Annotated in this window: 13 protein-coding genes and 1 pseudogene; 7 read left to right on the top strand and 7 right to left on the bottom strand. The window is 62.9% G+C overall.

What is annotated here, in order from left to right; all coding sequences use genetic code 11:
• The first annotated feature begins 150 nt into the window (after positions 1–150).
• A complete protein-coding gene (locus JGU71_RS10760; protein WP_199704554.1) occupies positions 151–1,893 on the top strand; it encodes a DEAD/DEAH box helicase in 1,743 nt (580 codons plus the stop codon).
• A complete protein-coding gene (locus JGU71_RS10755) occupies positions 1,893–2,459 on the top strand; it encodes a hypothetical protein (RefSeq protein WP_199704075.1) in 567 nt (188 codons plus the stop codon). Before JGU71_RS10760 ends, JGU71_RS10755 begins: the two co-directional genes overlap by 1 nt.
• A 25-nt stretch (positions 2,460–2,484) precedes the next feature.
• Here the strand turns inward: JGU71_RS10755 and JGU71_RS10750 are convergent, their stop codons facing one another.
• Positions 2,485–3,414: a LysR family transcriptional regulator gene (locus JGU71_RS10750; protein ID WP_199704074.1), complete on the bottom strand. Its 930-nt coding sequence runs from the start codon at positions 3,412–3,414 to the stop codon at positions 2,485–2,487.
• Positions 3,415–3,476: 62 nt separating this feature from the next.
• Between JGU71_RS10750 and JGU71_RS10745 the strand changes: the two genes are divergently transcribed.
• Positions 3,477–3,887 carry a DUF5997 family protein gene (locus JGU71_RS10745; RefSeq protein WP_199704073.1) on the top strand — a complete coding sequence of 137 codons (411 nt, stop codon included), beginning with the start codon at positions 3,477–3,479 and terminating at the stop codon, positions 3,885–3,887.
• A gap of 3 nt (positions 3,888–3,890) precedes the next feature.
• Here JGU71_RS10745 and JGU71_RS10740 read toward each other — a convergent pair whose 3' ends face one another.
• On the bottom strand, positions 3,891–5,534 hold the full coding sequence (locus JGU71_RS10740) for an MFS transporter (RefSeq protein WP_199704072.1): 1,644 nt from the start codon (positions 5,532–5,534) through the stop codon (positions 3,891–3,893).
• A gap of 116 nt (positions 5,535–5,650) precedes the next feature.
• Complete coding sequence (locus JGU71_RS10735; protein WP_307829584.1) at positions 5,651–6,220, bottom strand: TetR/AcrR family transcriptional regulator; 570 nt, start codon at positions 6,218–6,220, stop codon at positions 5,651–5,653.
• Between the two features lie 169 nt (positions 6,221–6,389).
• On the opposite strand from JGU71_RS10735, the gene JGU71_RS10730 reads away from it, so the two are divergent.
• The 3 genes and pseudogenes from JGU71_RS10730 to JGU71_RS10720 all read left to right on the top strand — a co-directional run bounded on the left by JGU71_RS10730 (position 6,390) and on the right by JGU71_RS10720 (position 8,570).
• Positions 6,390–7,466, top strand: a complete 1,077-nt coding sequence (locus JGU71_RS10730) for an oxygenase MpaB family protein (protein ID WP_199704071.1) — start codon at positions 6,390–6,392, stop codon at positions 7,464–7,466.
• A 10-nt stretch (positions 7,467–7,476) separates the two neighbouring features.
• A pseudogene (gene fdxA / locus JGU71_RS10725) lies at positions 7,477–7,782 on the top strand (ferredoxin); the annotation flags it as partial.
• A 119-nt stretch (positions 7,783–7,901) separates the two neighbouring features.
• Positions 7,902–8,570 carry a TetR/AcrR family transcriptional regulator gene (locus JGU71_RS10720; RefSeq protein ID WP_199704069.1) on the top strand — a complete coding sequence of 223 codons (669 nt, stop codon included), beginning with the start codon at positions 7,902–7,904 and terminating at the stop codon, positions 8,568–8,570.
• Positions 8,571–8,601: 31 nt separating this feature from the next.
• Here the strand turns inward: JGU71_RS10720 and JGU71_RS10715 are convergent, their stop codons facing one another.
• The 3 genes from JGU71_RS10715 to JGU71_RS10705 form a co-directional block, all read right to left on the bottom strand.
• Complete coding sequence (locus JGU71_RS10715; RefSeq protein WP_199704068.1) at positions 8,602–9,207, bottom strand: alpha/beta hydrolase; 606 nt, start codon at positions 9,205–9,207, stop codon at positions 8,602–8,604.
• Between the two features lie 89 nt (positions 9,208–9,296).
• Positions 9,297–10,694 carry an HNH endonuclease signature motif containing protein gene (locus JGU71_RS10710; RefSeq protein ID WP_233529014.1) on the bottom strand — a complete coding sequence of 466 codons (1,398 nt, stop codon included), beginning with the start codon at positions 10,692–10,694 and terminating at the stop codon, positions 9,297–9,299.
• Positions 10,695–10,808: 114 nt separating this feature from the next.
• Positions 10,809–11,483 carry a hypothetical protein gene (locus tag JGU71_RS10705; protein ID WP_199704067.1) on the bottom strand — a complete coding sequence of 225 codons (675 nt, stop codon included), beginning with the start codon at positions 11,481–11,483 and terminating at the stop codon, positions 10,809–10,811.
• Between the two features lie 70 nt (positions 11,484–11,553).
• Here JGU71_RS10705 and JGU71_RS10700 point away from each other — a divergent pair, with 70 nt between their 5' ends.
• Complete coding sequence (locus tag JGU71_RS10700; protein ID WP_199704066.1) at positions 11,554–12,192, top strand: TetR/AcrR family transcriptional regulator; 639 nt, start codon at positions 11,554–11,556, stop codon at positions 12,190–12,192.
• Positions 12,193–12,198: 6 nt separating this feature from the next.
• Here the strand turns inward: JGU71_RS10700 and JGU71_RS10695 are convergent, their stop codons facing one another.
• Positions 12,199–12,894: a TetR/AcrR family transcriptional regulator gene (locus JGU71_RS10695; protein WP_199704065.1), complete on the bottom strand. Its 696-nt coding sequence runs from the start codon at positions 12,892–12,894 to the stop codon at positions 12,199–12,201.
• Positions 12,895–12,963 lie beyond the last annotated feature (69 nt).

Below are 12,963 nucleotides of genomic sequence, written 5' to 3'. Positions count from 1 at the left end.
TCTGCGGATCGGGTCAGGTTTCGACCGATCGGTAACGTTCTCGTATGATGTACGATAATGAGGTCGTATCGCTCGATTCCGCCTGACTCGATTTCATCCGAGGAGCCTCTCCTGGCCGAGCTTCATGCCACCTATCTCACCGACCGTCACATGTTCGCGCTCTGGCGTTGGCCCGCATCGCCATCAGGGCGAGCACCAGACGTCGAGGGCGAGCCGCACACCGTCGCCCTCGCGTTGCCGACCCCGGGACGCTCCACCCTCGAGGTGGTCGAGACTCCGTGCATCGTCGTCGAACCCGATACATTGCCGACCAACGAGACGGCTGGCAGCTCGCTGAGCGCCTGGCTTGCGACGCGTGAGCACACCGACCGTGCGCTACCCGTTGCGGCGCATGCGGTTCCGAATCCGACTCGAACTGCGATCGACTCGGCGCACTATTCGCGGACGACATTTACGCGCACCGTCGCATTGGGCGCCGAACTCGAATCGCTGCTGCACGCCGACCTGCGGCCGTATCAGGTCCGCGGTATCGACTGGCTCGACAGCACAACAGCCGAACACGGCGGCGCAATACTGGCCGACGAGATGGGCCTCGGTAAGACCCTGCAGGCCATCGGGCACCTGCGCCGCAAAGCCGATTCCGCCGCACCGCAACTGGTGATCTGCCCGACCTCGTTGGTCGGCAACTGGGAGCACGAGATTGCCAAGTTCGCTCCCGATCTGCATGCAGTCGGCTACCGCGGTGGGGAAATCGATGTGACCAACCCGCGCACCGTCATCGTCGCCGGTTACCCGACGCTACGTTTGCATACCGAGCGTTTGGTCGAACAAAGCTGGGCTACAGTCGTTTTCGACGAAGCGCAGGTGCTGAAGAACCCACGAACGCAGGTATCGCGGGCAGCACGCAAATTGCCTGCAGCGCACCGGATCGCCCTCACAGGAACACCGGTCGAAAACCACCTCGACGAGCTCTGGGCACTGCTCAATCTCGTTACGCCGCAGCTGTTCAGCCACAAATCCCAGTTTCGACGACGGTTCACCAAACCGATCGAAGCTGGATCGGCAAGCGCGATGAACCGCATGCTGGATGCAGTCGAACCGGTGCTACTGGCGCGCAAGAAGATTCACGTCGCCGCATCACTGCCCTCGAAGATCCACAGCGACCTGCTGTGCGACCTGACAGACGAACAGGAACGTGTGTACGACCGGGTCCTCACCGAAGCCAGCGAGGGCGGGTTCGGGTCCGGCGCGCAACGGCAGGCGCGTGTACTCGCAGCGTTGACCGCGCTCAAGCAGGTCTGCAATCACCCGGGCCTGATCACCGGCGACCTCATCGAGCTGGCCGGCCGTTCCGGCAAACTCGAACTGTGCGCCGACATCGTTGCAAACAACCTCGAAACCGACTCGCCCACAATTATTTTCACTCAATATCGCACGACCGGCGATGTCCTCGTCCGGCACTTGTCCGAGCGATTCGGTATCACAGCACCGTTCTTTCACGGCGGCCTGACGCAACGCGAAAGGGCTGACATCGTCGCAGGCTTTCAAGCACCCGATGGACCGCCCGTGTTGGTTCTCAGCGTCAAAGCCGCGGGAACCGGGCTCACCCTCACCCGCGCGGCCGACGTCATCCATTTCGACAGATGGTGGAATCCAGCGGTCGAAGCACAGGCGACCGATCGCGTACACCGCATCGGGCAGACGCGGACCGTCACCGTCACAACTCTGACCTCGACGACGACGCTCGAGGAACACATCGCGAGGATGCACGATCGAAAATCGACGCTGGTCAATCTCACCGACCCCACAGGCAAAGCCGGCGTCGCGGAGTTGGCCCGCCTCGACGACGACCACCTGATCGACATCCTTCGACGGAAGCGGGAGAACGCCTGATGTCAGTGGATCGATTGGCTACCAACGAGTTCGGCTACACGCCGTGGGGAATGGACTGGGTCCGTCTCGCCGAACCACTCGCCCAGAAGCGCCCGGACCCGCTGCTGCCGCGGGCACGTAGTATCGCCCGAAACAATGGCGTCACAGCCGAATTCGAGGGTCACATAGCCCATGCCCGCATCCATCGCGGCAACGATGCGTCGGTTGTGCACGTCGAGGTGGCACCCATGTCGCGGGAGCGCATCACCGCGCTGGGCGCTGACCTCGCAGGCACCCTGACCAACGAGGTCTACGCAGCGATCACCGCGGCGGGCCAATCCGTAGCGCCGACCATCGTCAGCACCGACTGTTCATGCTCGGCACGGACCGCTCGTTGCGTCCACGTCCTCGCCTTGTTCTACGAGACCGCGCGGCGGGTCGACGACGATCCTCGAATCACGTTGCAACTACAGGACTTCTACCGGGCGACAGCCGACAACGCTGCAGTTGAAGACGCCGCCCAACCGCCACGCTGGACGCTACTGAGCGCGATCGACGCTCGGAACTTCTTCACGGTCACCAACTGACGTATCCCAGCTGACATAGCCCAAGTCACCGCCTGCGCGGTTTCTTCCCTTTGGCCACTTGCTTCTTCGGCTGTCCCCTGCCGCCGGCCGCGGTGCGCGGCTTCGGTTTCGGAGCACGTCGGGGCTCGGCCTTGGCCGGTGCGCGCGAACTGTGCAGCGACCGACCGCGCACAACGCCGACAAACTCCTCGAACAGCTCGGTCTCACGATCCGCAAGCCAGGCAAGCGCGATCTCGGTGTCGGGAGCGTCGGTGACGGTCCGGTAGACGAGGTCCTTGCGGGCATGCAGGCGAGCGATGGAATGTGGCACGACCACAACACCGACACCGGCTGCGACGAGCTCGAAGGTCGCCGTGATCGAGTCGATGTCGTCGGCCGCATGTACCTGCTCGTCGACGAGGTCCGCGGTGGCGATCAGCTCGACCATCGCAAAGAGGTGTTCTTTCGGAACGACGACGACGGGCGTCTCGCGATAGAGCGGTATCGCCTTCATACCGTCACGTTCGATCGGGAGCCGGACGAACGCCATGTCGACACGCTCGTCGCGCAGCGCCTGCTCCTGATCAGCTGCCTCGACGGGAACCACGTCGAGCGGAACGGTCGGGAACCGCTCGCTCCAGATTCGGGTCCATTTGCTCACGGTGACACCGGGAACGAAGCCGACACGAAGGCCTGCCACCGTGACCGGCACCTCCTCGGCACGCTTCGCCGCCTCGGCTGCGAGGAACTCACGCGCCTCGAGAAGGAGTGCATGTCCCTCGGCGCTGAGTTCGGTCGGCTGTGCGCCGGGAACGAACAGCTTGTGTCCCAGCTCGGCTTCCAATTCGATGACGGCGGCGCTGAGTTTCTGCCGAGCAATGTTGAGCGTTTTCGCGGCGCGGCCGAAATGTAGCTCCTCCGCGACGGCGACGAACCACGTCAGGCGTTGTACGTCGTCGGAGGAGAACTCGCTCATTTCACGAAGGCTATTGCACCTGCGCGGTAAATGATCGCAGCGCCCCGGATACCCTTGATGTCGTGAGCCCGGATAAGCAGCAGCAAACGATGAAGCCTTTGACCGCGGCGAACAAGCTCGGCATCTACCTCCCCGCGACGCCCGAGGCGTTCCAGAACTCGACGATAACTCGCGCCGAGCTCGACGAACTGCGCACGAATCCGCCGGAATGGCTTGTCGAACTTCGGAAGACGGGCCCGTTCCCGCGTGATGTCGTGTCGAAGAAGCTCGGCGTATCCAACACGGGTCTTACGCGTGCGGACGTCAGCGATGCACTCACGGCCGCCGAGATCGACGAACTGCTCGCGAACCAGCCGCCGTGGCTGGTCCGCGAGCGCGAGAGTTACGCCGCCGTGCTGAAAGAGAACGAGCGGATCAAGGCGAAGGCCGCCGAGCGAGCAGCAGCTACGAACAGGCCTGCGAAGAACCGCTGACGGTTACATCCGCGTCGACTCCGGTTCCTTCGGTTTATCGGCCCAGCCCAGCAACATCGACCGCTGGGCAGCGTCACGTCGCCACGGCAGCGCGATGGCAACCACAACCGCGCAGACGAGGACGGCACCGACCGTGACGTAGCTGGCGATGTGGAAACCGTCGAGCACGGCGACCTTCATGTTCGTGATGATGCCCTCGATCTGCGGCGCGAACATCGACCCCTGCTGCTTTTCTCGCAGACCGATGATGCTCATGGCCGTCTGCCGCATAAATTCTTTGTCGGTCGCGTTGGCGAGCGTGTCCGGGATCTTGTCGACGATCGGCCAGATCTGCGTCTTGTAGGTCGACGCGACGATCGATCCGAGCACAGCGACGCCGAGCGCACCGCCGACTTCACGCGTCGTGTCGTTCACGCCCGCACCGGCACCGACCTCGTCTTCCGGCACCGCGGACATGATCGCCTCCGTCGCCGGGCCCTGCACGATCGCGAGACCGAGGCCCATCAGCACCATCGAGATCAGCACCGTGCCGACGTACGGCGAATCGATGGTTACCTGACCCGCGATGTACATGCCGACCGCCAGGATGAGCAGACCTGTGACGATCACTGCCGTCGTACCGAATCGTTGAGCGAGCAGTACAGCGATCGGAGCAGCGAGGCCGACCGAGAGCGCAAACGGCAGCGAGTGCAGGCCGAATTCGAGCGGGCTGTACTCACGAACGCCTTGGAAGTACTGCGTGATCAGGAACAGAAATCCGAACATCGAGAAGTACGCGACGGTGATCGACAGCGCGGGAAAGGAGAATCTGCGGTTGGTGAGCAGACGTAGGTTCAGCACCGGGTAGGGGGCTTTCAACTCGCGCCATACGAACAGGGCGAGGCAGGCGAGTGCGACGCCGTATCCGGTGAGCGTGACCTGCGAGGTCCAGCCGTTGTGCGGCGCTTCGATGATCGCCCAGACGAGCGCGGTGATGCCCGACAGCGACAACACGATACCGAGCACGTCCAGTGGCCCACTGTGCGGCGCGCGTGACTCCGGTACGAGCAGCAGCGCGGCGACGACCAGTGCAGCGGCGAGGGGGACGTTGATCCAGAACACCGAACGCCACGAGAAGTGTTCGAGCAGCCAGCCACCGACAGTCGGGCCGAGGGCAATTGCGACGCCCGCCATTGCGGTCCAGGCCGCGATCGCTGCCGCCCGTGCGCGAGGGTCGCTGAACAGGCCCGTGAGCAGCGCCAACGTCGCCGGGAACACAGCCGCCGCGAACACTCCCATGCCGGCACGGACTGCGATGATTTGCCCGATCCCACCGACGAACGCCCCAGCGAGCGACATGACGCCGACTCCGACGAGGCCGATGACCATCACCTTGCGGCGGCCGTACCGATCACCGAGATGCCCGAAGGCGAGGAGCAGACCGGCGAAGGTCAAAACGTAGGCGTCGACGATCCATTGCAGGCTGCTGAAGCTGCCCTGCAGGGCGGTACTCATCGACGGCAACGCGACGTTGACGATCGTGTTGTCGAGTAGCACGAGCATTTCTGCGAGGCACAGGACGATCAGCGCGAGGACGGGACGGACTACCCGGGTCCCCGTTGCGCTCACCTGCCATCCGGTGGTCGTGTGGTTTGCGGTCGCGGTCATGTGCAGTCACCTCTCCATTGGGGCTCTGTTGGGCCGCCTCAAAACCTATGCACTTGTGCATAGAAAAAGTGGAGATAGTGATGGGCGATGCACGCCTACCGATTACGTGACAGGCGTCACAGCATGTCGGGCACAAGCGCTGGCAGTCCGGCTTCGATGCGGTCGAGCGCACGTGTGCTGCGCTGAGCCTTCGACAGCATGATGGCCCCCTCCAGCGCCGCGATCACCGTTGTTGCCAGCGCTTCGGCGCGCTCGAGTGCCAAGCCTCGCTGCCAGAGCGCGGCCGCGACCATCGACTCCCACATCGCGAAGGATTCGCCTGCTGCAGCGCGCGCTGCCGGCGTCCCACCGCCTTCGAGTGCCGCCGCACCGATGGGACAACCGGAGGTAAAATCACTGTCCAGCAATTCTTTTCGGAAGGTGTCGATAAGAAACGTGAGGGTGGCCTCCGGGCCATCTGCGGCGAGTTGATGAGCAACTGCGGCGGTCACCGCTGCGCCCGCCATCCGCGTCGCCTCTTCGGCGAGCTGCGCCTTTCCGCCAGGGAAGTGATGATAGATCGAACCGCGCGGTGCATCCGCGTCGGCGATGACCTCACCGATCGCCGTGCCATCGATTCCGTGCCGCCGGAACAACGCGACCGCACTCAGCAACATCTTCTCGCGCGCATCCGATCGTCGTCCCACGCCTGCTCCTCGTTGTATGCCTGCCGTCATAGTACGTGGAGGAGGTGGGCGATAGCTTTGACAGCTTTCGTCGAAACTGGAATTACGTGATTGCAATATCGTGATATTGATGTCACGATAATTTCGCGGCTGAAAATCAGCCCTACGACGAGAACAAAGGAGTTCCACGATGCGTAGTGCCGTTACCGACCTTCGCAAGCTCGCCGACCAACATCTGGTGAAAGATGTGGAACGGATGAACGCCGTCCGACTGGCGCCGCGTCCCGACAACGGCTTCTACGGCCCAACATCGGTGAACTGGGAGATGTCGCGCCGCTCACCACTCCCCCTGGTGCTCGGCATCCTGCGGGGCGCCATCGAGGTGTTGTTCGACCCCCTCGTCGCCGAGTCTGTGTCGACCCACAGCGTGATGCGCACCGATCCGCTGACTCGGGCGCGGCGTTCCATCATGTTCTTTCAGATGGCCTCGTTCGGCGATTCCGAGTCCGCGATCCGCGCGGGTCGCACGCTGTTCCGGGTGCACTCGCACATCAACGGTCTGGACCCGATCACCGGGCGCGAGTACCACGGCACCGACCTCGAGATGGCGTTGTGGACACACGCTCTCGGAATAGTCAGCCTCGGAGAATGCTTCGACCAGTTCAGTTCGGGTCTCAGCCGGTCGGAGAAAGATCGCTTCGCACGCGAGAACGTCCCGTTTGCTCAGTTGGTCGGTGTCGATCCGAAGGATGTGCCGCTGACGTTCGAAGGATGCCGCGAGATCGCACTCGGCTGGATGCCGCAGATGGCGCTCGGTCTGAAAGGGTCTCGTGATGTCGACTTCTTGCTGCGCCCGCCGCGAGATCCGTTCTGGCCGATGATCGTCGGTCAGCCAGGTTTACGCATCGCGTCGACCGCCTTCGCACGTCATCTCACCCCGGACCTATTGGAAATGGCGCGTTTTCATCCGTCGAAGGTGAGCATCAGCTTGGCCGAGATTGCAGTGCGTGGTGCAACCAAGGCCCTGGCTGTCGAGCCGCTGCGCACGACCATCGCCAGCATCATCAGCCCGGAGGGTTGGGGCATGATGCGGCAAGCGCTCGAGTCCGACCCGAACCTTCCGCTTGCCGATCCTGAGATACGTGAGGATCTACATCTGGTCGTCCGCCAAGCGGGCCCAGGCAACCGGCATTCGGACAAGGAACAGTCGCCTTTCGTCAGCAACGAGGCGACCACCACGGAACTCCGCATCACCAGCACCGCATAGTCGACCCGCCATGTCCTACGTGATCGCCGAGCCGTGCATCGATGTAATGGACCGGGCATGCATCGACGAGTGCCCGGTCGATTGCATCTACGAGGGTCCGCGAAAGCTCTACATTCACCCTGACGAGTGCATCGATTGCAGCGCATGCGAACCCGCGTGCCCGGTCGAGGCGATCTTCTTCGCCGAGGACCTACCGACCGAATGGCACGTCTACGCCGACGCCAACGTCGACTTCTTCACCGACCTCGGCTCACCAGGTGGCGCGGCCGCGATCGGACGACGTGACCGCGACGCAGCGTGCGTCGCGGCGCGTCCCATCCCCGCGATTCGGTCCGCGCAGGAGAAGCACGAGGTGCCTCCTGTGTGGGTGAGCCTTGGCAAGCTGGCGCGGCGATGGCTGCAATGACCTCTCACCTTGTCCGATACCCTCACCGGGTGACGTCGGATGCTGCGCCTGCTCGCAAGAGAGGTCGGCCCAAAGCCACACCCGAAGAGGTCGATGCACGACGGCAGAAGCTCGTCGACGCCGCCTACACGGTCTTTCTCGACAAGGGCTATCACGCAACATCGATCGCCGACATCACCGCTCAGGCGGGACTCGGCTTCGGCACCTACTACAAGGCATTCGGCAACAAACGCGAAATCCTCGATCCCGTAATCGATTTCGGAGTCGAGAAGATCCTCGGCGACATCCTGCTCGACGACGTTCTGCCAGGAGCCGAGTCACTTGCAGTCGTGGAGCAGCAGTTTCGCACGATAGGACTACGTATCGGCGATGCCTTTGCCGCTCGTCCCCGGCTCGCGAAATTTCTTGCGCTGGAATCGAACACGATCGACGACGCACTGACGACGCGATGGTACGGCCTCGTCGATCTTGCGCAGTCACTTGTCGCCGGTTATCTCGACAGAGGCGTCGATGCAGGCGTCCTCCGCAGCAATCTGGACACCACCGAAACCGCCAAAGCGATCGTCGGCATCATCCTCATGGCTGTTCTGCAAGCCGCTCGCACCGAACAGCACCCGATCGATGCCGACAGCTACATCGACGCCGCAACCGCGCTCATCATGACCGGAACAAGGGGCGCACAGCCCAACAGCGCCTAGGGTCGGCGTCGACGAAAACGCTTGGCGCGGTTCATGTCACGCCAAGCATCGCGTCTACGAACTCGGCCGTCAGCCGATGCCAGCGCCACGGCCGGTTTAGCATGAAGTGGCCAGCACCGTCGAAGGCCCGCCACTCCGCTTGCACTCCGCGTGCGGCCGCGTGTTCGGTTTGACGCCGCGAGGCGACCGGATCGGTCCACCTGTCGGCGGTGCCGTGCAGAACCTGCAGCTTCTTTCCAGCCGGCATCAGCCGTCCCTCGTCGTTCGGCCACCACGGCGCAAGTGCAACAACTCCGATGACAGATCCACCCTCGGGCCCTTCGGCCAGATGAGCGGCTACTCGGCCGCCCATCGAATGCCCGACAAGGACAACCGGTACAGGACCGAAACGGTTACGCGCAGAACGTAACGCCGCTTCGCCGTCACGGACCGCAGGCAAATCGGGCGCATTCCAGCCGCGATAACGGTAATCGAGTTGCTCGACAACGTAACCCGGGGCGAGCTTGGCCCGAAGGGCTCGTGTCACCAACGCGGTTCGCAGCCCAGCCAATCGCCATGGCTGATACTCGTCGACACTCTCCGGTTTGCCACCAGGCAAGACAAGGACGTAGCCACGCACCTTCGCGTTCTCCCGCATACCGTGTGTTCGTCGCCGAAGGCGATCGAGACGTGCGCGTGTGATCGGCTTCTCATGAGCGTTGCACCAACCCGCCGAGCTGCCATCACTCAGACGAGGTCCCAATATTCGTGGGGATGGAAATAGTGATTGATTCGGGGCTTTCGAGTCGGGTCGATATGTTTCGGAGGAACCCACAGAATCCGACCCGGATACTGATGATCAGGTCCGGCGACGACGGTCTGCCAGTCAGTGTCTTTCAATCCCGCCAGCGGATGGTGCGCATCGCACACCAGTGCCAGTTGATCGACATCGGTGAGCCCGAGTTGAGCAACCCACTCCCGGCAATGATGGCACTGGCACATATTGGACGGCCGCGAACAGCCCGGGAACGTGCACCCTTTGTCCTTGGCGAAGCAGACGAGGCGTTGGTTGCCCTCGGCGAGCCGCTTGGACCGACCGAGGTAGATCGGACGACCATCATCATCGAACAACGTCAGGTAGTGATGAGCGTGCCGTGCCATCCGCAGCACATCCCGGATCGGCAGTAGTGATCCACCGCCGGTGATCGCGGTCCCGGACGCGTCTTCGAGTTCCTTGACCGTCATCGTCGCCACCACCGTCACCGGCAACCCCCGGTGTTGGCCCAACGTTCCGGACGCCAAAGCATCGCGCAGGATCGCTTTGAGTGCGTCGTGCTGCCGTTTCTCCAGGGACCGATCATCACGCTCGACCGTCTCGGCCGCGGGTTCCTCCTCGACCGTCGACGCCTCGTCCGCCAGGTTGAGGACACCTGGTTTGGCGTACTTCGCGAACGCCGCCTCCAAATACGCGCGTAGTTCCGGGTCGACGCAGAAACTGCCTTTCGTCATCAAATCCGCACCCTGGGGGCCGAGAGTGAAACTACGTTTACGCGCCCGTTCTGCTTCCGGCTGCGGACCGTCCGGGTTCAGATACCCCAGAATCCGGTTCGCCGCCGTCCGTAGTTGATCCGGCCGCAGCATGCGGGCTTGCGCCGCGAGTTTCGTTTCGGCGAGTTCCTTCGTTTCCTCGTCGACGTGGAGTGGGACGTGGCGAAAGAAGTCGCGGATCACCTGCACATGCTCGACACCGATAGCGCCGTCGGCTTGAGCTGCGGCGGTGTTGGGCATGACAGGGTCAAGCGGTGCACCGGAGAAGGTCGTGCGCGCGGCGAGGTCGTCGGCTACGCGAATACGAGTGCGAGCATCGTGCGGGGTGATCCGCAACGAGTCGGCGAGGGTGTTGGCGAGGTTGTTGTCGCCGAGTTCGCCACACCGGAATTCGCGCTGCATGATGGCGATGAGGGTGTTGCCGACGCTCGGTATCGTACGGACGGCTGCTTCGAGGCGCGCCAGCATGGCGAGGCGTTGTTGGCCTGTCGACAATTCGGTGAATCCGGCCTCGCGCAACTCGCGCAATCCTGCTTCGATCATCGTCACCGCAGCGTCCACCCGGGTGGCGGGGTGCGGTGTCGGGTTCGAAAGCATGTGCTAACTCTAGCGGCACCCACCGACACACTTCCGACGCAAAGTCCCTGCACAACAACACAATTCCGCCCACTACTCGTGAGTCTTTTCGGAGGGCGGAACCACCGAAAAGACTCACGAGGCGCGGAGCGCCGGCTCTTCCCGCTCGGCCGACTCCCGCTCCCGCTCCCGCTCCCGGAGCGCCAGCCGGACGCCCGTTCCGATCATCCACAGCGCCAACCCTGACTGCGCCGGAAACAGCGGCGTGAAGGCGACGTTCTCGGTCAGCGACGTCAGAGGTCCCGCGAATGCATACGCCGTACCGGTCACAGCAGCGATGCCGCCGAGAATCCACGCCGGCTTGGTGCCCGCATCGCGAGCGACCGCAAGAGCAAGAGCAGCGGTCGTCAAACCGAGCGCTGGAGTTGCAAACATCTGCAAGAACAGGTGCACGTCGAGGATCGGGGTAGCCGTTCCAGAGACCACACCGTCCAGTTCTCTGGATGCCAGCACGTGCGGTATCAACTCGACGGCACCGAGCGTCGACCCGCAGGCCGCGACGAGCAACCAGATATCCACATCGCGTCCGAACACACCCGCGCGGCGGGCTGCAAGGTAGGTCGGAACAACGAGGACGAGTGCGATCAATTGCGTGAGATGCGATGCAGCCCAGGTGCTTTGGCCGAGCATCGATGCCAGGTAGTCGTCGACCTCGTCGCCCGATCCCCGTGGATGCAAATTGCCGCCGACAGCGAGCAACACGCCCGCACCGACTAGTCCAGCCACGACGGGTGCAGTCGTTCGATTCATTGTTCCTCATTTCACTAGAGACTTACTCAGTGAATATAGACTAACAATCCCAATCGAGTACAGTAGGAAAATGACCTCCGAATCGACGAGCGCTCGCCCGTATCGGTCGTCGTTGCGTGCGCAGCAGGCCGAGCACACCCGAATGCTGATCGCTCGGGCGGCGCGGGAACGTTTTGTCGCCCAGGGCTGGTCGGGCACCACGGTCCGGTCGGTGGCCGAATCTGCAGGTGTCTCCGAAGCAACCGTGTACGCCACGTTCGGCAACAAATCCGGGTTGGCGATCGCGCTGATCGACAGCGCCGATTCTCAGGCCGACATCGCCCGAGTATCGGCAGAACTCGAAGCCGGCGCAGGCGATCCTGCTGCTCAGCTACGCGCGATGGTCGGGTTCGACCGCCGCCTTTTCGAACTGTCCGGCGACGTCATCCGCATCATCCTCGAAGGACGTCGCCAGAACGATGCCCTCGATTCGGCATACAGAGAAGGCCGCGGACGCGGTGACGCCATTCGTCGAGAAGTGTTCGGTAGCTGGCCGGCAACGACGTGGCGGTCGGGCGTCGACACAACCCGAGCCTTGGACATCTTCGCGGTGATGTGCTCGTTCGAAACCTTCGACATCCTTCGCCGAGAACGTGATTGGGACGCCGACCGCATCGAATCGTGGTGGTACAGCACGCTGTGCGAACTACTGTTCAGACCACCAAGCTGACGCTACCTACGAGCCCGAGCCTGCTTCACGGATGTTGGCGAGGCTGACGAAGATCGGCTGTTCCGCATCGATGACGACGCCGAGTCGCCTCAGATGCGAGTCGATGATTCCCCAGATCAAGGGCGTCACCACAACCACGAAATTGTCCTTGTCCAGCGGGTCCCCGGCCGCAGTCGACTCCAACCAGTAGTCGGTCGACGCGAGCATTGCCCCCACTGCGGCATACACCGCCAACTCCATGCCGGACGTCTCGACCTCGACCGACTTCAAGACCGCTTCGGCGATGCTGACCATCTTGCGCGCGACATCCCGCCCGATGTCGAGTGGAAACCCGGTGCCCTCGCCGCCGTACTGCGACCGACTGCGGGCAAGAAATCGAAAGACCCCGGGATGCTCGGCAACCACGTCGGTGAATGCGCGAATCGTTTCCCCGAGCGTTGTCTCAGGAGAGCTCAGAACAAAATTGAAGTCCGGCCGAATCCGTCGAAATATGTCGTCAGCCATCCGCTGTGCGACGGCGCGGTAGAGGTCGTCCTTGTCTGCGAAGTAGCGATACAACCGCGGTTTGCTCGTATTCGCCTCGCGCGCAATGTCGTCCATACTCGGATCCGGACCTTGCGCGTCGATCACACGGTATGCCGCGTCGACGAATTCGTCTCGAACGCTCGTTTGGCCGTCCTCGGCCGACCTCGACTCGGTCACTGCGGTTCGCCTCCGCGCCTTCTCTTTGAGGTCGATACATTGCGATCGATAACTTTGCGGTCGATAACT

Source organism: Antrihabitans stalagmiti (assembly GCF_016482825.1).
In the GTDB taxonomy this organism is placed as follows: domain Bacteria; phylum Actinomycetota; class Actinomycetes; order Mycobacteriales; family Mycobacteriaceae; genus Antrihabitans; species Antrihabitans stalagmiti.
This window is presented reverse-complemented; position numbering and strand designations above follow the sequence as displayed.

Excerpts from the sequence above, each read along its gene's own strand:
- JGU71_RS10760 (WP_199704554.1), top strand. The coding sequence starts at position 151 with ATGTTCGCGCTCTGGCGTTGGCCCGCATCGCCATCAGGGCGAGCACCA.
- JGU71_RS10755 (WP_199704075.1), top strand. The coding sequence starts at position 1,893 with ATGTCAGTGGATCGATTGGCTACCAACGAGTTCGGCTACACGCCGTGG.
- JGU71_RS10750 (WP_199704074.1), bottom strand. The coding sequence starts at position 3,414 with ATGAGCGAGTTCTCCTCCGACGACGTACAACGCCTGACGTGGTTCGTC.
- JGU71_RS10740 (WP_199704072.1), bottom strand. The coding sequence starts at position 5,534 with ATGACCGCGACCGCAAACCACACGACCACCGGATGGCAGGTGAGCGCA.
- JGU71_RS10730 (WP_199704071.1), top strand. The coding sequence starts at position 6,390 with ATGCGTAGTGCCGTTACCGACCTTCGCAAGCTCGCCGACCAACATCTG.
- JGU71_RS10715 (WP_199704068.1), bottom strand. The coding sequence starts at position 9,207 with ATGCGGGAGAACGCGAAGGTGCGTGGCTACGTCCTTGTCTTGCCTGGT.
- JGU71_RS10710 (WP_233529014.1), bottom strand. The coding sequence starts at position 10,694 with ATGCTTTCGAACCCGACACCGCACCCCGCCACCCGGGTGGACGCTGCG.
- JGU71_RS10705 (WP_199704067.1), bottom strand. The coding sequence starts at position 11,483 with ATGAATCGAACGACTGCACCCGTCGTGGCTGGACTAGTCGGTGCGGGC.
- JGU71_RS10700 (WP_199704066.1), top strand. The coding sequence starts at position 11,554 with ATGACCTCCGAATCGACGAGCGCTCGCCCGTATCGGTCGTCGTTGCGT.